The 17,469-nt window shown below is 67.8% G+C and carries 19 protein-coding genes and 1 tRNA gene; 10 read left to right on the top strand and 10 right to left on the bottom strand.

Going from position 1 to position 17,469, the window contains the following annotated elements; genetic code table 11:
• Positions 1 to 18: 18 nt before the first annotated feature.
• On the top strand, positions 19 to 612 hold the full coding sequence (locus tag EV649_RS15970) for a TetR/AcrR family transcriptional regulator (protein ID WP_130384228.1): 594 nt from the start codon (positions 19 to 21) through the stop codon (positions 610 to 612).
• Positions 613 to 628: 16 nt separating this feature from the next.
• On the opposite strand, the gene EV649_RS15965 is transcribed toward EV649_RS15970, so the two are convergent.
• Positions 629 to 1,210, bottom strand: a complete 582-nt coding sequence (locus EV649_RS15965; RefSeq protein WP_157996251.1) for an AAA family ATPase — start codon at positions 1,208 to 1,210, stop codon at positions 629 to 631.
• A 441-nt stretch (positions 1,211 to 1,651) separates the two neighbouring features.
• On the opposite strand from EV649_RS15965, the gene EV649_RS15960 reads away from it, so the two are divergent.
• Together EV649_RS15960 and EV649_RS15955 are read left to right on the top strand one after the other, a co-directional pair.
• Entirely contained in the window at positions 1,652 to 1,834 is a 183-nt protein-coding gene (locus EV649_RS15960) for a hypothetical protein (RefSeq protein ID WP_130384226.1), read from the top strand.
• A gap of 380 nt (positions 1,835 to 2,214) precedes the next feature.
• Complete coding sequence (locus EV649_RS15955) at positions 2,215 to 2,751, top strand: hypothetical protein (protein WP_130384225.1); 537 nt, start codon at positions 2,215 to 2,217, stop codon at positions 2,749 to 2,751.
• 212 nt (positions 2,752 to 2,963) lie between these two features.
• Here EV649_RS15955 and EV649_RS15950 read toward each other — a convergent pair.
• From EV649_RS15950 to EV649_RS15940, 3 genes are all read right to left on the bottom strand, one after another.
• Positions 2,964 to 3,046 (bottom strand) — tRNA-Leu (locus EV649_RS15950).
• 26 nt (positions 3,047 to 3,072) lie between these two features.
• The gene (gene def, locus EV649_RS15945) at positions 3,073 to 3,615 is read right to left on the bottom strand and encodes a peptide deformylase (RefSeq protein WP_130384224.1); all 543 of its coding nucleotides are present in this window, start codon (positions 3,613 to 3,615) and stop codon (positions 3,073 to 3,075) included.
• A complete protein-coding gene (locus tag EV649_RS15940; RefSeq protein ID WP_130384223.1) occupies positions 3,612 to 4,118 on the bottom strand; it encodes an ACT domain-containing protein in 507 nt (168 codons plus the stop codon). The genes def and EV649_RS15940 overlap by 4 nt, the downstream gene beginning before the upstream one ends.
• Before the next feature lie 104 nt (positions 4,119 to 4,222).
• Between EV649_RS15940 and EV649_RS15935 the strand changes: the two genes are divergently transcribed.
• The gene (locus tag EV649_RS15935) at positions 4,223 to 5,341 is read left to right on the top strand and encodes a histidine kinase (protein WP_130384222.1); all 1,119 of its coding nucleotides are present in this window, start codon (positions 4,223 to 4,225) and stop codon (positions 5,339 to 5,341) included.
• Complete coding sequence (locus EV649_RS15930) at positions 5,338 to 5,997, top strand: response regulator transcription factor (RefSeq protein ID WP_130384221.1); 660 nt, start codon at positions 5,338 to 5,340, stop codon at positions 5,995 to 5,997. The genes EV649_RS15935 and EV649_RS15930 overlap by 4 nt, the downstream gene beginning before the upstream one ends.
• Here the strand turns inward: EV649_RS15930 and EV649_RS15925 are convergent.
• Both EV649_RS15925 and EV649_RS15920 read right to left on the bottom strand, forming a co-directional pair.
• Complete coding sequence (locus EV649_RS15925) at positions 5,994 to 6,440, bottom strand: nitroreductase/quinone reductase family protein (RefSeq protein WP_130384220.1); 447 nt, start codon at positions 6,438 to 6,440, stop codon at positions 5,994 to 5,996. The genes EV649_RS15930 and EV649_RS15925 overlap by 4 nt on opposite strands.
• Before the next feature lie 99 nt (positions 6,441 to 6,539).
• A complete protein-coding gene (locus EV649_RS15920) occupies positions 6,540 to 7,847 on the bottom strand; it encodes an NAD(P)/FAD-dependent oxidoreductase (protein ID WP_130384219.1) in 1,308 nt (435 codons plus the stop codon).
• Between the two features lie 247 nt (positions 7,848 to 8,094).
• Here EV649_RS15920 and EV649_RS15915 point away from each other — a divergent pair, with 247 nt between their 5' ends.
• Positions 8,095 to 8,481, top strand: coding sequence for an ester cyclase (locus EV649_RS15915; RefSeq protein ID WP_130384218.1), 387 nt, complete (start codon positions 8,095 to 8,097; stop codon positions 8,479 to 8,481).
• A gap of 6 nt (positions 8,482 to 8,487) precedes the next feature.
• Here EV649_RS15915 and EV649_RS15910 read toward each other — a convergent pair whose 3' ends face one another.
• Complete coding sequence (locus EV649_RS15910; protein WP_130384217.1) at positions 8,488 to 9,681, bottom strand: GNAT family N-acetyltransferase; 1,194 nt, start codon at positions 9,679 to 9,681, stop codon at positions 8,488 to 8,490.
• 344 nt (positions 9,682 to 10,025) lie between these two features.
• Here EV649_RS15910 and EV649_RS15905 point away from each other — a divergent pair, with 344 nt between their 5' ends.
• From EV649_RS15905 to EV649_RS15895, 3 genes are all read left to right on the top strand, one after another.
• Positions 10,026 to 10,775, top strand: coding sequence for a DUF4118 domain-containing protein (locus EV649_RS15905; protein WP_130384216.1), 750 nt, complete (start codon positions 10,026 to 10,028; stop codon positions 10,773 to 10,775).
• Positions 10,776 to 10,921: 146 nt separating this feature from the next.
• Complete coding sequence (locus tag EV649_RS15900) at positions 10,922 to 11,749, top strand: Bax inhibitor-1/YccA family protein (RefSeq protein ID WP_130384215.1); 828 nt, start codon at positions 10,922 to 10,924, stop codon at positions 11,747 to 11,749.
• Between the two features lie 108 nt (positions 11,750 to 11,857).
• The gene (locus EV649_RS15895) at positions 11,858 to 12,922 is read left to right on the top strand and encodes a VOC family protein (protein WP_130384214.1); all 1,065 of its coding nucleotides are present in this window, start codon (positions 11,858 to 11,860) and stop codon (positions 12,920 to 12,922) included.
• A 54-nt stretch (positions 12,923 to 12,976) separates the two neighbouring features.
• Here the strand turns inward: EV649_RS15895 and EV649_RS15890 are convergent, their stop codons facing one another.
• Positions 12,977 to 13,207 carry a DUF4287 domain-containing protein gene (locus tag EV649_RS15890; RefSeq protein WP_130384213.1) on the bottom strand — a complete coding sequence of 77 codons (231 nt, stop codon included), beginning with the start codon at positions 13,205 to 13,207 and terminating at the stop codon, positions 12,977 to 12,979.
• 115 nt (positions 13,208 to 13,322) lie between these two features.
• Complete coding sequence (locus tag EV649_RS15885; RefSeq protein WP_130384212.1) at positions 13,323 to 14,339, bottom strand: SGNH/GDSL hydrolase family protein; 1,017 nt, start codon at positions 14,337 to 14,339, stop codon at positions 13,323 to 13,325.
• Between the two features lie 78 nt (positions 14,340 to 14,417).
• Here EV649_RS15885 and EV649_RS15880 point away from each other — a divergent pair, with 78 nt between their 5' ends.
• Positions 14,418 to 15,791 carry a cystathionine beta-synthase gene (locus EV649_RS15880; RefSeq protein WP_130384211.1) on the top strand — a complete coding sequence of 458 codons (1,374 nt, stop codon included), beginning with the start codon at positions 14,418 to 14,420 and terminating at the stop codon, positions 15,789 to 15,791.
• A 216-nt stretch (positions 15,792 to 16,007) separates the two neighbouring features.
• On the opposite strand, the gene EV649_RS15875 is transcribed toward EV649_RS15880, so the two are convergent.
• Entirely contained in the window at positions 16,008 to 17,459 is a 1,452-nt protein-coding gene (locus EV649_RS15875; protein WP_130384210.1) for an NAD(P)/FAD-dependent oxidoreductase, read from the bottom strand.
• Positions 17,460 to 17,469: the final 10 nt, after the last annotated feature.

Genomic DNA, 17,469 nt, shown 5'->3' with positions numbered 1-17,469 from the left:
CAAGCGAAGGGGACTCGCATGAAGACTGACGGCAGGCGGGCGGCGTCGACTGCCGCCACCCGGCGCGCAATCATCGAGGCCGGGCGCGACCTGCTGGCGACGCGCGAGTGGCGGAACTTCACCTTGGAGGCTGTGGCCACCAGCGCCGGCGTGACCCGGGTGACGGTCTACAACCAGGTGCAGTCGAAGTACGGACTCCTGGACGCGGTACTCACCGAACTCAGCGAACGCGCCGGCATGGACCAGCTGCTCACCAACACGAGCGAACTGGACGCCGCGGCAGCCCGCCAGGCGATCGTCGAACAGACGTGTCGCTTCTGGCACGTCGAGCGCGACGTTCTGCGCCCGCTCTTCGGCCTGGCTGCCATCGATCGGGAGGTGGCGGGGATGCTTGCGGAACGCGAGCAGTGGCGGCGCGACCAGTTGCAGCGCCTCATCGACAGGCTGGTCGAGGAGGCGCCGACCGTCAAGCGGTTCGACCGTCCGGCCCTGCTCGCAGGAGTCGTCGCGGTGACGTCGTTCCCGACGTACGACGCGCTGGGTGAGCTGGCGGATGACCCGCTCGCGGCGGCGAAGGTAATCGACCACCTGGTAGTCAGCCTGACCGGCTGACACAGGTTCGTTGGACTCAGCGTGCGGCTGCCATGACTTGATGTGCGCATGCATCCGCGGCCTGGCCGGTCGTGTCCACCCAGAGGTCGTAGGCCATCCCCTCGTGCACCCGCTCCTCAGACCATCGAGCGAGCCCCGCCCGTCCCTTTCGCGCACACTCTCGACGCTCGAGTTCATCTAGATCACAGCGAACCCCCACCGAGACGACGTCGAGCCCCGCCAGAGTCGCGAACCAGTGATCCCGCACCTCGGGCCCCAGCATCATCTCGTCGACGATGACCGGGTTCCCCGCCAGAACGAACTCGCGAACAGCCCGATGAAACCCCTGCAACATGCGCAGCCCGACCGGCCCGTACGAGATCCCAGAAACCGGCTTGCCGTTCTCGTCCGGCAGGTCGACGTACTGGAATCCCTGCTCCCGATGAGCTCCCATTGCACCACCAGCCCACTGAGCGGGAACCATCGCGAAGCACGTGTCCAACCCCATCAACAAATACGGCTCATCCAAACAGTCCTGCAGCGCCCTACCCAGCGTCGTCTTCCCGGAAGACGAGGCGCCGTTGAGAAAGATCACCGAAGGCAAGGAGGTCCGCGTCACCGCACGATTATTACGCGCAGCCCACCCAACGGGCGGTTGCACGGATCAGCCGAGGATCGGCTGTTGCGCCAGCGCTGGTTGACATGTCCTTGTCGGGCGAGTCAGTTACCGGGCGTCGCCTCGTTGGAAACTGCTCAGGCCTCTCTCTTGACAGGCGGTCATGTCCCCTGTAGCGCCTAAGGAGAGGGCGCGCACTTTGAGGGGAGAGATGCCAGGCGCGAGACCTCGATCCCGAAACACGCCAACACTTGCGCAGTCTGCGCCCCTGTATGGCGGCTATGACCGTGGGGGTTCATCATGCTTCGACGACTACACCGGATCGCAGCGCTTGGTGCTGCGGGCACCCTGATGGCCACTGGACTTGTGGCGCTCAGCGCTACTTCAGCGGTTGCTGGCACACCCATGGAGACAGGGTGCCCCTCGGGCTCCCTGCTGCTGTCTGTGAGTGACCTCATCGACCAGGGGTACGACGCTGATTTCTGGCACGCCATAGATGCCAACGCCGACGGCTTCGCCTGTGGCCATCCTGTCTCCGCTCCGGTACAGGATCGCATCTGCGGAGTGCCCTGCCATGTCCCGATCATCTACCGCGCCGGCGACAACAATCTCACGCAGGAACACTGACCTCCGTCGGACAGTCTCGCGTGGCGGCCAGACGACGACCGGGTCTCTTGCGGGCGTGCCCCACGCTTGCGACGCCGGAGGCGCCCTTGGCGCGTGTCGGACCAGACCGCACTTCCCATGATTGCTGTCGGTGCGATGCGGAGCCCCAACCCATCGGCCCGTCGGCAGACGGCGCGAACCACCGGCCTCGCTAGCCGGCCACTCGACACCGCGGGTGTCGTTCGTTGATGACGAGATCTCGTTGTCTCCGGAGGCACCCGTTGTCACGTGCGCGCCAAGCCAAGGACCGCGCCTGGAGCGCAGGCAAAGCCGGAGTGGAGGGCGTGCCAACGGCGGAAAACTAGTGGTGCGCGGGTGAGCAAGGGGTCACTCTGGACGACATGCATCTCACCTTCCAGCATGATCCGCGCGGCGAGAGTCTCACGCTGATCCGGAGGGCGGACGGCGCAGTATTCACGCTGTCGTCGTACACACACAAGTGGCGCGTACCGCACGACCTCTCGCACGCGGTCACCGAACGCGAGCTCGGCATCGCCGACGGAATCTTCGGCGTGATCGCGGCAGGCGCGGTGTTCGCCACCATGACCCAGATCGAGGGCAAGAAGCGCCACGACGCCAAGGTCCGCAGTGCCCGTATTCTGAAGGCTGCCAAGGGCGTCGGCATCAGTGAGGCGATCGCGGCAGTCATCCATGAAGCCGTCGAGAAACGGCAGGCAACGCCGTATGCCGCGGTCCGCGAGAGTTGGGGAGTCATTTCCCAGGATCCCTGTCCGTACCTGGACGAAGACATCGAGCGTGCTACCACGGTTCTGCGCGAACTGGGTGAACAGTGGGGTGCGAGCTCCGAACCGCTGGAGTTCCCGTGGCCAGCGAGACTCTGCGCCACCGACCCCAAGGGTGGGCGAGTTAGTGCCTAGCCAAGGACTCCGGCAGACCCGTAGGCCTTTAACTGCGCCTCACCAGCCAGAGGTGACGATTACGTGTCAAGGCCGCGGGCAGACCTCCCGGATGGACGCCGCAGGCGCCCATGACGCGTGCCGTGCCGGGCAGGCGTCCCACCCTGTGGTGGCGGTGAGGAGCGGAGCGACGAAGGAAGCGGTCGCGTAGGACGCGTGGGATCCAACAGGTGTGCCCGGGACGGGATTCGAACCCGTATGCCTGTTAGGGCCGCGAGGTTTAAGCTCGCTGCGTCTGCCGTTCCGCCACCCGGGCTGGAGGCTCGGGGATGAGAGTACTCGTTACTGGTAGGTCTTTCGGGGGTACACGGCGTGGGCGCCGGCTACCCGGTCCAGGAACAGCTTGCCGTTGCAGTGGTCGATCTCGTGCTGGAGGGCGCGGGCCTCGAACGCGTCTGTGGTGATCGTGACCTCGTCCTTCGTACCGGGGAGGACGCCGGTGACGGTCAACCGGGTCGCGCGTTTGACGTCGCCGGTGAAGTCCGGCACCGACATGCACCCTTCGCGAGCCTTCTCGTTGCGCGAGGCCTCGACGACGACCGCGTTGCACAGCACGAAGACGCCGTGGCAGGTACGCGTCTTCGGGTGATTGGTCACGTCGAGCGAGAACATCTGCGCCGCCACACCCACCTGCGGCGCCGCGAGACCGACGCACCCGGGGGAGACCCGCATGGTCGCCACGAGGTCCGCGGCGAGCTGGATCATCTCCGGGTCGAGCGGGTCCACCTCCGCGCTCTCCGTCGCGAGCACCGGGTGCGGCGCGCGGACGACCTCGAGAACAGCACCCTGGACATCCAGACGTGCAGGGGACCAGTCCGTGATCACAGTTCGTCGCTCTCGGCCGGGCGCAGCGTGACGCCCACTCCGAGTTCCTCGGCGGTGATCTCGAGCGCCCGGTCCAGCATCTCCAGCTCCGCCGTCGGCGGCAGCTCGACCTCGGCGGTCAGCACATACAGCCCGCCGCTGAGCCGCGTCGCCAGGTCCGTGATCGTGCCTCCGGCGGCCGCGATCATCCGCGTCACCGCCGCGACGATCCCCGGCCGGTCCGCGCCGTGGACGCTCAGCATGTACGGCGCACCGATCGGCGCGTGCTCGTGCTCAGGGCCCATCTTGCGGACCGTGATGACCAGCTCGCCGCGCAATGGCTCGAGCGCCGACTTCACCTCGTCGAACGGCCCGGCGCAGACGATCATCATCGCGAAATGGCCGCGCAGCAGCGTCATGGTCGAGTCCTCGAGGTTGACCCCGGTACCGACCAGGGCCTCGGTGACGTCGGCGATGATCCCCGGGCGGTCCGGGCCGATGACGGTGACAGCGAGCTGACTCATGCCCGGCAACCTACCGCCGACCTAAGTACCTGATCGCACCGACTTCGGTATCCGGACACCCGCACCCGCCCCGGAGATCGCTTACCCACCGCTACATTCAAGACATGAGTGAGCGCGTACGTCGACGTACGGCCGTGAACTGGGTCGTGGACAGCGTGTCGTTCGTGCTGGCAGTTCTGATCGGGCTTCTCGCCTACAACGAGGGTGAGGGCGACCCCGTGCCGCGGATGCTGCTCGCGGTCGACTTCTGGTCGGGGATGGTGCTGTGCCTGACCCTGTGGTTCCGGCGCCGCTGGGCTGTCCCGTTGGCAGTTCTCGCGGCTGCGGTCTCGGTGTACTCCGACGCCGCGGCCGGGCCGACGCTGGTCCTGATCATGACCGTCGCCGTCCACAAGCCGTGGCGGACCTCGATCTGGGTCTTCGCGGTGAACTTCGTTGCCACGCTCACCTACCTCCAGGTGCGGCACAAGGAGGATTGGAAGACGCAGCTCGTCATCGGCATGACCCTGTACCTGGCCATGGCCGGCTGGGGGTTCTACATCCGGTCCCGGCGGCAACTCCTGCAGACGCTGCGGGACCGGGCGGATCGGGCCGAGACCGTGGCGACGCTGCAGGCCGAGCAGGCCCAGCTCCGGGCGCGCGAGGAGATCGCTCGCGAGATGCACGACGTGCTCGGTCATCGGCTGTCGTTGCTCAGCGTTCATGCCGGCGCGCTGGCGTACCGCCCGGACGCGTCCACCGCCGAGGTCGCCGGCGCCGCCGAGATCATCCGGGCGAGCGCGCACCAGGCGCTGCAGGATCTCCGCGAGGTGATCGGCGTACTGCGGGCTCCAGTAGGCGAGCTTCCGCAGCCCGCGTTCGCCGACCTGCCCGCGCTCGTGGAGGGCTCGCGGGAGGCGGGCATCCCGGTCGATCTCACGCTCGATGCGCCGGGCGCGTTGCCGGAGCACGTCGGGCGTACGGCGTACCGGATCGTGCAGGAAGGGCTGACGAACGCGGTCAAGCATGCGCCGGGCGAGCCCGTGACGATCAGCGTGACCGGTGCCCCAGGCAACGGACTATCCGTCGAACTGCGCAACCCAGCACCGAACCGCCGGCGCGGAGACGGCCAAGGTTTGAAGGGCCTCAGCGAGCGCGCTGCCCTGGTCGAAGGCCGCGTCGAACACGGCCGCACCCCCGAAGGCGACTTCCGCCTGTACGCCTGGCTACCGTGGCCCGCATGACCATTCGGGTGCTGATCGTCGACGATGATCCGTTGTTGCGGGCCGGGTTGAAGTTGATGCTCGGCGGAGCCGAGGACATCCGCGTGGTCGGGGAGGCCGGGGACGGGTCCGGCGTACAGGGTCTGATCGACCGGCTCGCACCGGACGTGATCCTGATGGACATCCGGATGCCCGGCACCGACGGCCTCACCGCGACGGAAGCGGTACGCCGTCGTTCGGGCGCACCTGAGGTGGTCATCCTCACCACCTTCGACGCCGACGAGCACGTCCTGCGCGCCCTCCGCGCCGGCGCCGCCGGGTTCATCCTGAAGGACACCCCGCCCGCCGAGATCGTCGAGTCGGTACGCCGGATCGCCGCCGGGCATCCCGTCCTCTCACCGGCCGTCACCAAACGCCTGATCACCCGCGTCGCCGACTCCGGGCAGAACGACCGCAAGACCAAGGCCGCCGCCCGCCTCGCGGACCTGAACGACCGTGAACGCGAGATCGCCGTCGCCGTCGGCGAGGGGAAGTCGAACGCCGAGATCAGCGCGACCCTCTACCTCAGCGTCCCGACCGTGAAGACGCACGTCTCCCGCATCCTCACGAAACTCGACCTGAACAACCGCGTCCAGATCGCCCTCCTCGTCCACGACGCCGGGCTCTTGCACGACTAGCGCGGTTCGAGCACCACTACCGCGGTCGTTCTCGGGCGGCGATCGGCGTACTCGTCGAGGTTCTTGTCGAGGTCCTGCCAGCGGGCCCACAGCCGTGTGCGTTCCGAGCCTTCGGCGGCGCGTCCGCGGACCGGTCGTTCCCCGTCGGTGAGCACCGCGTCGGCATCCGGGTGGGCCAGCAGGTTCAGCCACCAGGCGGGTTCCGGTGCGCCCCACCCGTTCATCGCGAGGGTGACCAGGTTCGGCCCGTCCTCGACGTACCCGAGAATCACGCTCCGCGGTTCCCCGGTCCGCCGGCCGGTCACTGTGAGCCGCAACAGGCCGTACTTCTTGCCCCGCGGTCGTGAGAGACCTTTGCGGCCCTTGCTGACGTTGTAGAGACCTCGGTGGACCTTCCAAGCCCCGCGGATGAACCAGCGCGGCGGCAGCATCGCTTTACTCATGTCCCCCTCCAGACACTCGCGCACAGCGTCGCAGAGCGGGACCGCGAAAAGAAGGCCGGGCCCCCGGCGAGTTGGAGGCCCGGCCGATCAGGTGCCGAGTTACGACTGGGTCGCGCGGCGGAACTCTTCGTTCGGCGTCTGCAGGCTGCCGAGGCTGGTGACCTCGCGGCGGAAGAACAGCGCCAGGGTCCAGTCCAGGATGACGCGGGCCTTCCGGTTCAGGGTAGGCACGCGGGACACGTGGTAGGTCCGGTGCAGGAACCAGGCCAGCCAGCCCTTCACCTTGACGCCGTACAGCTGCGCGACGCCCTTGTGCAGGCCGAGGCTCGCGACCGAGCCGACGTACTTGTGCTTGTAGTCCTGCGGCGGCTGACCGTCGACGACCCGCAGGATGTTCGCGGCGAGCCGGTTGGCCTGCCGTACGGCGTGCTGCGCGTTCGGGGCGCAGTACGCACCGGTCTCGCTGGTCAGGTCCGGTACGGCGGCGTTGTCGCCGGCGGTCCACGCGTCGTCGACACCCTCGATCCGCAGGTTCGGCAGCGTCTTGACCCGGCCCTTCTCGTCCAGCGGGAAGTCCGTCGCGGCGAGCGCCGGGTTCGCCTTCACGCCGGCCGTCCAGACGATCGTGTCGGCGTCGAACTCCTCGCCGTCACTGAGGATCACGTGGCCCTTCTCGCAGGACTCCAGCCGGGTCTCCAGGCGGATGTCCATGTTCCGCTTGCGGAGCTGGTCCACGGTGTACTGGCCGAGATCAGGGCCGACCTCGGGAAGGATCCGGTTGGTGGCCTCGACCAGGACCCAGCGCATGTCCTCGGGCTTGATGTTGTCGTAGTAGCGAGTGGCGTAGCGGGCCATGTCCTCGAGCTCGGCGAACGCCTCCACACCGGCGTACCCGCCGCCGACGAAGACGAACGTGAGCGCGGACTTGCGCAGCACCGGGTCGGGCTGCGACGACGCGACGTCGAGCCGGTCCAGGACCTTGTTGCGCAGTGCGATGGCCTCTTCGACGTTCTTGAAGCCGGTCGCTTCCTCGGCCAGGCCGGGGATGGGCAGCGTGCGGGCGATCGAGCCGAGCGCGACCACGACCTGGTCGTAGGCGAGCTCGTACTCCGGGCCCTCCTCGGGCATCACCTTGGCGACCTTGTGCGCGTGATCGATCCCCGTCACGCGGCCGGTCACCACCCGGCAGCCCTTGAGGGTCTTGCGCAGCGGCACCACGACGTGCCGCGGCTCCACCGAACCGGCCGCGGCTTCCGGCAGGAACGGCTGGTAGGTCATTACCGACCGCGGGTCGACCACGGTCACCCGGATCCGGCCCTTACGGGCGGCGCGGCGCAGGCCGTACGCGGTGTACATCCCGACGTAACCGCCTCCGACGACGAGGATGTGCGGCACCTGGGTTGTCATGCGGTTCACTCTCCCTGAGTGGTTCTCAGACTTCATGTTCGCTTCAACGCTAAACGCTCGTGAAAGATTTCACAAACCCTTCTGGGAGTGATCTCACCCACCGAACATCCCCCATCTGAGGGAGCCCTCATCCCCTCATGGTCGGTCCCTCGGGCGGTACCCACCAGCCCTGACACACAACCGCAAGCCAGCCCTTGCCGGGCCGTCGGCGGAGTCCTAGCGTCGCAGCAAGGGGAAGGGGACGGTCATGGACCGCGACGAGATGGTGCGCATCGACGAGGCGATCACCGATGCGATCGGCGCGGGTGACCTGGGGGCACTCGACGCGCTGATGAGTCCTGAGCTGGCAGCCGACTTCAAGAAAGGCATCGGGGAAATCCGCGAGGCCTTCCCGGACTACGCGTGCACCGAAGCGGCGCGCGTCGTCCAAGGCGACCGGCTGGCGGTCCGCTTCGACTACCAAGGTACGCACCGGGGCGAGTGGCTCGGAGTTCCAGCGACCGGTCAGCGGGTCACCTTCAGAGGCATGTCCCTGGACAGGTTCGCAGACGGCGTGATGGTCGAATCCGACGTCGTGATGGACTGGCTGGACGTCCTCGAACAACTAGGCGGCCACCCGAGGACCGACGCCTGAGTGCCTCTATGCGGTCGGCAGGCGGTAGACCGAAACGTGGGAGGGGGAGTCGGCGGTGAACTCGGTGTTGGTCCAGTCGGCGTGGCGGGATTCGAGGGTGAAGCCGGCTAGTTGGGCCATCAGGTCGAGTTCGGCCGGCCAGATGTAGCGGTGTGGGGTGCGGCCCAGGCGTGCCTCGGTGCCTTCGCCGAAGTGGAAGTGGTGTGAGACGACGTGCTGCTTCAGTACGTCGTACGTGTCCAGCAGGATGTAACCGGGATCGGCGGTGCCGACGGTGGCGGGGACACCGGGTGGGAGACGTCGTAGTTCGGGGACCCAGAGTTCGATCACGAAGCGGCCGCCGGGGGAGAGGTGGCGGGCGGCGTTGCGGAAGCACTCGACCTGCTCCTCCTGGGTGAGCAGGTTCGCGATCGTGTTGTAGACCAGGTAAACGAGGGTGAACTCGCCCGGTACGCGCGCCGTCGCCATGTCGCCCGCGACGACCGGGATCGTCTCCGCGTCGGCCTTCGTCCGCAGCCGTTCGAGCATCGCGTCCGACAGTTCGATCCCGCTCACCGGCACGCCGTACTCCGAGAGTGGTACGGCGACCCGCCCGGTGCCGATCGCGAACTCGAGCGCCCGCCCACCGTCGGCGAGTCCAGCCAGCCGTTGCACGGTCGGCCTGAGAACGTCCGCCGAGAACATCCCGTCGCCGGGCGTGTCGTACCGCTCCGCGACGTCCGCGTTCCACAACCGGTTCTGCTCCGCGGCCTTCGACCACTGCAGCACATCCTCGGCCCCGTCCTCGCCGGTCTTGGCGAAGCCGAGGCGCTCGTACAGCCGGCGCGCGTCCGGATTGTCCCGCTCGACGTTCAGCTTCAGCGGTACGCGGTACCCCGCGGCCTCGGACTGCAACGCGGTGAGGATCGCCGTACCGACGCCACGGTTCTGGACGTCAGGATGGAGTTGGATGCCGTTCACTTCGACGACTTCCGGCGTGCGGCTGACCCTCAGGCGACCGGCGCGTACGTCGTCGATCTCGACGACGTACAGATCGGTGGCGGGATCCTCGATCGACTCGCGACTCCACTCAGCGAATCGCGCCCGCCAGGCAGGCTCGTCGAAGTCGGCAGGCAGGCGGCCCTGCGCGCCGGTGGCGGCCAGCGTCACGTCGGCCAGGAACGTGATGTCCGCGTCCGTAGCCAGTCGGAGTCGATACATGCGAGGCAACTTACGCAGGCGAGTATCCGAGCAGCCACTGGTTATTCGGCTCGCCTGACTGATGTGGGTGGGAAGTTGGCGCACGGATCCCACCAGCCGGCCGGTGGTGTGCAAGCTCGACAGGTAGAGCACCAGCGAGACACCGTACGCACGATCACAATCACGCTCAGGTGCACTACCCAGCCACCCGACACCTCCTGTCGAAAATGCACGCGTCGCCCGTTCCCTCGGCAGACCTCAGCCACCCACACACCGCTCCACCTCGGGCATGCGAACCGCGGTACGGATGACAGACCTTTGTGAGAACTGTTGATCCGGTGGGGGTGGTGCGCATCAATAGAGAGGTGGAGAACTATCGGACCCCGGTCCTGACAGCCTCGGTGCTGGCGCCCCCGGCGGTGTGTGCGCTGCTGACGCCGTTCCGGGAGCACTTCGACAACGCGAACGCGGCGTTGCTGCTGGTGGTCGTGATCGTGGCGGTCGCCGTGTTCGGGATCCGGCTCGCCGGGGTGATCGCGGCGGTGTCGAGCGCGGTGTGGTTCGACTTCTTCCTGACCATGCCGTACGACAGCTTCACCATCAACAGCACCAACGACGTCGAACAGGCCGTACTGCTGCTGGTGATCGGGATCGCGGTCACGCAGATCGCGATCTGGGGCCGAGGGCAACAAGCCAAGGCGTCCCGGCGCGCCGGGTACCTGGACGGCGTGATCACCACCTCGCAGGCGGTCGCGGCCGGCGGGTCGACCGACGACCTGATCGAGCAGGTGCGCGCCGAACTCACCGCCGTACTGGGAATCGACGGCGCCAAGTTCGTTGCCAGCAGCAAACAGACCCAGGCGCCGCGGCTGAACCCGGACGGCTCCGTGACCCGCGGATCGCACGTCCTGAAGGTCGAACGCGACGGCCTGCCGACGAACGCCGAGATCGAACTGACCGTCCAGCACGCCGGCGAACCCCGCGGCCGCTTCCTCCTCACCGCCGCCAGCCGGATCGCCCGCCCCGACCTGGAACAACGCCTGGTAGCCGTCGCCCTCGCCGACCAGGTCGGCGCCGCCCTCACCACCCAGGAACCCGTCCGCCCGCACGTCTGATCCTTGTATTGCAGGCAAATACATCGGGAAGCGATGGATATTCGCCCGTTTTCGGTGCGGAATGGTTGATGGATTCTCAGACGTTGTTAAGGGTGGGACCGTAGTATCTCGATACGGCCCCGGATGTGGGTCATCAGGAGGAAGAGATGCAGAGCAGTAACCCGGTGCTGAACCGGTCGAGTGCGTTCGCGCCTGGCCACGGCCAGGCCTATCCGGGGGCCGCTCCGTACGGTCAGCAGAGCCCATACGGTGGCGGATCGGGTATGCCGCCGCAGCAGCAGTACCCGGGGGCTCCGGCCTCGAGCCGCCCCATGACGTTGGACGACGTGATCGTCAAGACCGCGATCACCCTGGGCGTGGTCGTGGCGGCTGCCGCCGTGGCCTGGTGGATGGTCCCGGTCGAGCTCGTCAAGCCGGCGTTCCTTGCCGGTGCACTGGTCGGGTTCGCGCTCGCCATGGTGCTGTCGTTCTCGCGCAAGGTGAACCCGGCCCTGGTGATGCTGTACGCCGTCGCCGAGGGCGTGTTCCTCGGGATCGGCAGCAAGTTCATCGCCGCCTGGGTCGGTGACTCCGCGATCATCGTGCAGGCCGTGCTGGCCACGATGGTGACGGCCGGCCTGACACTGGCGACGTACAAGTACTTCGCGATCAAGGTGACGCCCAAGTTCACCAAGATGGTGATCATCGGTACGGCGGGCTTCGCCGGCGTGCTGCTGGTCAACCTGGTCCTGAGCCTCTTCGGGATCAGCACCGGCATCAGCGGTATGGGCCCGATGGGTCTGCTGTTCGCCGCGCTCGGCGCCGGTCTCGCGGTGTTCAACCTGATCCTCGACTTCGACATGATCGAGCAGGGTGTCCGCCAGGGCGCCCCGCAGAACGAGGCCTGGCGGGCCGCGTTCGGCCTGACCGTCACCCTGGTCTGGCTGTACTGGAACATCCTGCGGATCCTCGCCATCCTTCGCGGCGGCGACTGATCCCAGCAGCACCTAGAACCGCACGACCACGGAAGGGCCGGTCCAGGTGGGCCGGCCCTTCCGCTTTTCCGGACGCAGGTCGTCCGGTTCCGGCTCTACGGTGGTCCCATGACCACAACCTGGTACGACGCTCCTTCGCATGCCGCCGGCGCCGCACTCGCCGAACGCCTCGCGCAGCACGGGATGCCGGACGTCGACATCCGTTCGACCGGCGTCCGTGTGCGGTCCACTGAAGACACCCAGATCGCAGCCGAGGAGCTCGGCCTGATCGCGAACCCAGCGGGTGTCCAGACCCTCGACGTCGTGATCGAGGCCGCAGATCCGGCCGCGGTGCAGCCGTTCTGGCATGCCGTCCTCGGCCCGGATCTGCTGCGGCGGGACCCGGCGTTCACCGTACGGCGGCTCGCGGAGTCGCGACCGTTGCGGAACCGGATCCACGTCGACGTGGTCCGGCCGTCGGCGGCGGTGGACGAGGCGCGCGCGGTGACGGGTCGGGAGCCGTCCGGGGCGTACGGCGTGATGCTGCCCGACGACGAGGGGAACGAGGTCGACCTGGTGCCAGGGGACCCGCTGCCGGGGACGACCGACTGGCTGGCGTTGTTCGCCGCGATGACGTTCTACCCGACCTCCGCGCCGGCGCAGTTGGCGAGCAAGGTGGCCGCGCTCGCCGATGCCGCGGGCATTCCGCTGATGATCGACGTACGGCCGGAAGGCGTCGTGATCGACAGCGGGAAGGACCAGTGGGAGGACGGCGACGGCGCGGACCCGAAGTTCGTCGCGCTGGCCACGCAGATCGAGGCCGCGGCGAAGGACCTCGGGTTGCGAGCGGACCCGGCGGGGTTGCGGTTCGTGCAGTTCGGGATCGACGCGGTCGACGTACCGGCGGTCCGGGCGTTCTGGGTGGCGCTGCTGGGCTACGCGGAGGACGACCGGCCGCACCTCTCGGACATCTACGACCCGCGGCGCTTGAACCCGGTGCTGTTTTTCCAGCAGCTGGAGGAGCCTCGGCCGCAGCGAAACCGGATCCACTTCGAGCTCGCCGTACCGGAGGATCAGGCGGCTCAGCGGGTCGAGGCCGCGGTGGCCGCAGGTGGGCGGCTGCTGGACGAGAAGCCTTACCTGGTTGCCGATCCGGAGGGCAACGAGGTGGTCATCGGACCTGAAAGAACGTGAAAGACCTGCCCCTCCACCTGAAAGGGCAGGCCTTCGAGTCGTCTCCTTTGCGGCTCAGCCCATTCGCCGATGCGCCTTGACCAGATCAAACTCATGGACGATGGCGGTAGCGTGCCCGTGCGCGAGTGCGTACTCGCCGGCTAGCCATCTCACTCTGTCGTCGAAGCGCAGGAACGACGGTCCGTCGTTCATCAGCTGGAACCACTCGGTCATTGCGCGTCCGGTGCATCTGGGCACGGCCTCCACCAAACGCTGATGCGTCTCCTCGGAGTGGTTCAAGCCCATCTTCGCCTCCCGTTATCGGGGTACCGCGTAGTTATCGACTGTGCACCACGTGGCCGCCCGGAGGCAAGACTCCCGACATGAAAGTCCCCGCTCAGCGGACGCACAAGTCCAACAACTATTGACCGACCGGTACCGGGTCGACGCCGTCCTCGACCTTCTCGACCTCCGCCTTCGGGTGCCGGCGCCGGTGCCGCAGGGCGGCCCACCGACCCCGCGGGCCGCGTTCCCGCCCAGCGACCTCGGTGGCGGCGACCTCAGTGCCGGCCTGGCGAGCAGCCAGTACGGCGGCCTCCGCGATCGGCAGGATCGCCTCGCCGCGGAACTGCTCCGGGTGCACGAACGACTCGGTCCCGACGCCCATCGCGGCTGCCATCGACGGCAGCAGCGCGGCCGACGCGGCGGCGTACCCGGTGGCCGACGGGTGGAAGTTGTCCCGGCCCCACATCGACGGGTTGGTGCGGAACACCTCGCCGAGCAGCGTGCCGAGTGACACGGAGCGGCCGCCTGCTTCGACGACTGCGATGGTCTGAGCGGCGGCCAGCCGGTGGCTCCAGGACCGGGCGACCCATCGCAACGGCGGCTGGATCGTCCGGATCACTCCGAGGTCGGGGCAGGTACCCACCACCACCTCACAGTTCGCGGCGCGCAACCGGCGTACGGCGGTGGACAGCAAGCGGACCGATGTCGACGGAGGCATCTTCGCCTTCACATCGTTCGCCCCGATCAGGATCACCGCGACATGCGGCCCGGCCTGCAGCGCGGCGTCCACCTGCGCTGCGAGATCGGTCGACTTCGCCCCGGTCTTGGAGACGTCGACCAGCCGGACCGATCGCTCGGCCAGCTCGGCGAGCCCGGAGGCGAGCAGCACCCCGGGGGTCTCGTCCGGCGAGTCGGTGCCGTAGCCCGCGGCACTCGAGTCGCCGAGCATGGCGAACGTGATCGGATGTCCTGGATACCGGCCGTACAGACCGTTGCCCGGAGTCGGGTAGTAACGCATCGGTCCGATCACGCGCTTCGCGTACTCGGCCTCAGCGGTCAGTACGCCGTACAACGTGGCACCGATGAGTCCGAGTCCCCCGCCCCCGAAGGCTGCGGCCTGGGCCAGCTTCTTGGCTGCCCTGGCTCTACTCATGAGTACAAGGATTACACGCAGTTACGCCGACGCAAGTGAAAATAGGGGAACGACGCGCACATCACTACAGTAAAGATCGTGCGCTACGCAGAATCACTCCTGGACCTGGTCGGCAACACCCCGCTGGTGCGGCTGACGAAAACGACAGACGGCGCCAAGCCGCTGGTGCTCGCCAAGGTCGAGTACTTCAACCCGGGCGGCTCGGTGAAGGACCGGATCGCGGTCCGGATGATCGAGGCCGCCGAGGCCTCCGGCGAGCTCAAGCCCGGCGGCACGATCGTCGAGCCGACGTCCGGCAACACCGGCGTCGGGCTCGCGATGGTCGCCCAGCAGAAGGGCTACAAGTGCGTCTTCGTCTGCCCGGACAAGGTCAGCGAGGACAAGCGCAACGTGCTCAAGGCGTACGGCGCCGACGTCGTGGTCTGCCCGACCGCGGTCGCCCCTGAGCACCCGGACTCGTACTACAACGTCTCCGACCGTCTCGTCCGCGAGATCGAGGGTGCCTGGAAGCCGAACCAGTACGCGAACCAGAACAACCCCCGCTCGCACTACGAGACCACCGGTCCGGAGCTCTGGGAGCAGACCGACGGCAAGATCACGCACTTCGTTGCGGGCGTCGGCACCGGCGGCACGGTCACCGGCACCGGCAGGTACCTGAAGGAGGTCTCCGGCGGGCGGGTCCAGATCGTCGGCGCCGACCCGGAGGGCTCGGTCTACTCCGGCGGTACCGGCCGGCCGTACCTGGTCGAGGGTGTCGGCGAGGACTTCTGGCCGGAGACGTACGACCGCAACATCTGCGACCGGATCATCGAGGTGTCGGACGCGGACTCGTTCGCGCTCACCCGGCGGCTCGCCCGCGAGGAGGCGATGCTGGTCGGCGGCTCCGCCGGGATGGCCGCCGCGGCGGCCATCAAGCTGGCGAAGGAGCTCGACGACCCCGAAGCCGTCATCGTGGTCCTGCTGCCGGACGGCGGCCGCGGCTACCTGACCAAGGTGTTCAACGACGACTGGCTGGCGCAGTACGGGTTCCTCGCGCACACCAAGCAGGGCACGACGCTCGGTGACGTGCTGGCCGGCAAGGACGGCAGCCTGCCGCCGCTGGTGCACACCCACCCGCACGAGACGATCGCCGAGGCGGTCGCGATCCTCCGTGAGTACGGCGTCTCCCAGATGCCCGTCGTCCGTGCGGAGCCGCCGGTGATGGCGGCCGAGGTGGCCGGCGCGGTGTCGGAGCGGACGTTGATGGACGCCCTGTACTCCGGCAAGGCGCGGCTGGCCGACATGGTCGAGCAGCACATGGACGCGGCGCTCCCGTCCCTGGGCGCCGGCGAACCGGTCACGAAGGCGGTCGAGTTGCTCGAGGGTGGGGACGCCCTGATGGTTCTGGACGACGGCAAGCCGGTGGGCGTACTGACCCGGCAGGACCTACTGGTCCACTTGTCCGCCGACTGACGTTATCGGTCGACAACTGACGGGATGATGGCGATCAGCGCCGTGATCACGATGCCGATCACGATGACTGCCGCTCCGGCGATCTGAAGGATTTCCATGTCTCAAGAGTCCTTCAACGGCGCCCGCGAAACATCGGCCTCCGGATCGGTCTTTCCTTCATCCCAAGGTCGTACGCCGGGGCACCCGGACTCCTACTGAAGGAGTCCGGGTCATCCCCTAGTGGACTACTGCGAAGTCCGCCGGATCGAGCCGCCGGGTGCGGCGCCAGTACGACATCGTCCACTCCGGCCAGATCGTGGAGTTCCGCCCGGCCGCGTCCAGGTACCAGCTCGTGCAGCCGGACTGCCAGACCGTGGAGCCGAGCTCGCCCTGGACGGTGTCGACGAACCGTTCCTGGACCTCCTCGCGGACCTCGACGTACGACGCGTTGCGCCGCCGGAGCAGGTGGAGGGCCTGCATGACGTACCGGACCTGGGCCTCGATCATGAACACCATCGAGGAGTGGCCGAGGAGCGTGTTCGGGCCGACCAGCAGGAACAGGTTCGGGTAGCCGGCGACCGTGATGCCGAGGTGTGCGCCGATGCCGTTGCGTTTCCAGTGGTCGGCGAGGTCGACGCCGTCCTTGCCGAGGATCGGCATCCGGGTCAGGTTCGCCGAGACGTCGAACCCGGTGCCGAGCACGATCGTGTCGCAGGCCCGTTCGGTGCCGTCGGCGGTGACGACGCCGGTCGGGGTGACCCGGGTGATCGGCGTGCTGACGAGGTCGACGTTCGGCCGGGTGAGCGCGGGGTAGTAGTCGTTCGAGATCAGGATCCGCTTGCAGCCGATCTGGTAGTCCGGGGTCAGTTTCGCCCGTAGCTCAGGATCGGTGACCTGCTTGTGCAGGTGCCGTTTCGCCTGTATTTCGAGGCCTTTCATCAACTTCGGGTTCCCGGCGAAGCCCGCGCCGCGACCCTCGAGACCCCAGTAGATGACGTTGCGGATCGCCCGCTGGCCGGCCGGGAACCGTTTGTGCAGCGCGCGCTCCCAGCCGCCGATCGAGCGGTCCGGCTTCGGCGTCACCCACGGTGGCGTCCGCTGATACACGTCCAGCTGGGCCACCTGCGGAGCGATCTGCGGCACGAATTGGATCGCTGACGCGCCGGTCCCGATCACCGCCACGTTCCGGCCGCGCAGGTCGGCCGAGTGATCCCAGACGGCCGAGTGGAACGTCGTACCGGCGAACGAGTCGAGGCCCGGGAGGTCCGGGAGCTTCGGCCGGTGCAGGCTGCCGACGCCGGCCACGAGGGACTGGGTCTCGATCGTCTCGTCGCCGTTGACCGTGACGGTCCAGCGGCCGGTCGCCTCGTCGAAGACGGCTTCGGTGACCTCGGCGCCGTACCGGATCTTGTCCGCGATGCCGTACTTGTCCGCGCAGTGCCGCAGGTACGCCAGGATCTCGTCCCAGGGCGCGAACATCCGCGTCCAGCGCGGGTTCTGCTCGAACGAGAACGAGTAGAGGTACGACGGGATGTCGCAGGCGCAGCCGGGATACGTGTTGTCCCGCCAGGTGCCGCCGAGGTCGTCCGCCTTCTCGAGGATGACGAAGTCCTCACACCCTGCCTGCTGCAGTTTGATGCCCATGCACAGCCCGGCGAACCCGGACCCGATGATGACGACCTCAGCCATACCGCCTGAG

The sequence above is a fragment of the Kribbella sp. VKM Ac-2569 genome (genome assembly GCF_004216905.1).
In the GTDB taxonomy this organism is placed as follows: Bacteria; Actinomycetota; Actinomycetes; order Propionibacteriales; family Kribbellaceae; genus Kribbella.
The sequence above is the reverse complement of the archived record's forward strand: the minus strand, read 5'-3'. Positions and strand labels throughout refer to the sequence as shown.

What these genes read in the sequence shown, in the direction of transcription:
- EV649_RS15970 (WP_130384228.1), top strand. Translation starts at nt 19, where the DNA reads ATGAAGACTGACGGCAGGCGGGCGGCGTCGACTGCCGCCACCCGGCGC.
- EV649_RS15955 (WP_130384225.1), top strand. Translation starts at nt 2,215, where the DNA reads ATGCATCTCACCTTCCAGCATGATCCGCGCGGCGAGAGTCTCACGCTG.
- EV649_RS15940 (WP_130384223.1), bottom strand. Translation starts at nt 4,118, where the DNA reads ATGAGTCAGCTCGCTGTCACCGTCATCGGCCCGGACCGCCCGGGGATC.
- EV649_RS15935 (WP_130384222.1), top strand. Translation starts at nt 4,223, where the DNA reads ATGAGTGAGCGCGTACGTCGACGTACGGCCGTGAACTGGGTCGTGGAC.
- EV649_RS15930 (WP_130384221.1), top strand. Translation starts at nt 5,338, where the DNA reads ATGACCATTCGGGTGCTGATCGTCGACGATGATCCGTTGTTGCGGGCC.
- EV649_RS15925 (WP_130384220.1), bottom strand. Translation starts at nt 6,440, where the DNA reads ATGAGTAAAGCGATGCTGCCGCCGCGCTGGTTCATCCGCGGGGCTTGG.
- EV649_RS15920 (WP_130384219.1), bottom strand. Translation starts at nt 7,847, where the DNA reads ATGACAACCCAGGTGCCGCACATCCTCGTCGTCGGAGGCGGTTACGTC.
- EV649_RS15915 (WP_130384218.1), top strand. Translation starts at nt 8,095, where the DNA reads ATGGACCGCGACGAGATGGTGCGCATCGACGAGGCGATCACCGATGCG.
- EV649_RS15910 (WP_130384217.1), bottom strand. Translation starts at nt 9,681, where the DNA reads ATGTATCGACTCCGACTGGCTACGGACGCGGACATCACGTTCCTGGCC.
- EV649_RS15900 (WP_130384215.1), top strand. Translation starts at nt 10,922, where the DNA reads ATGCAGAGCAGTAACCCGGTGCTGAACCGGTCGAGTGCGTTCGCGCCT.
- EV649_RS15895 (WP_130384214.1), top strand. Translation starts at nt 11,858, where the DNA reads ATGACCACAACCTGGTACGACGCTCCTTCGCATGCCGCCGGCGCCGCA.
- EV649_RS15890 (WP_130384213.1), bottom strand. Translation starts at nt 13,207, where the DNA reads ATGGGCTTGAACCACTCCGAGGAGACGCATCAGCGTTTGGTGGAGGCC.
- EV649_RS15885 (WP_130384212.1), bottom strand. Translation starts at nt 14,339, where the DNA reads ATGAGTAGAGCCAGGGCAGCCAAGAAGCTGGCCCAGGCCGCAGCCTTC.
- EV649_RS15875 (WP_130384210.1), bottom strand. Translation starts at nt 17,459, where the DNA reads ATGGCTGAGGTCGTCATCATCGGGTCCGGGTTCGCCGGGCTGTGCATG.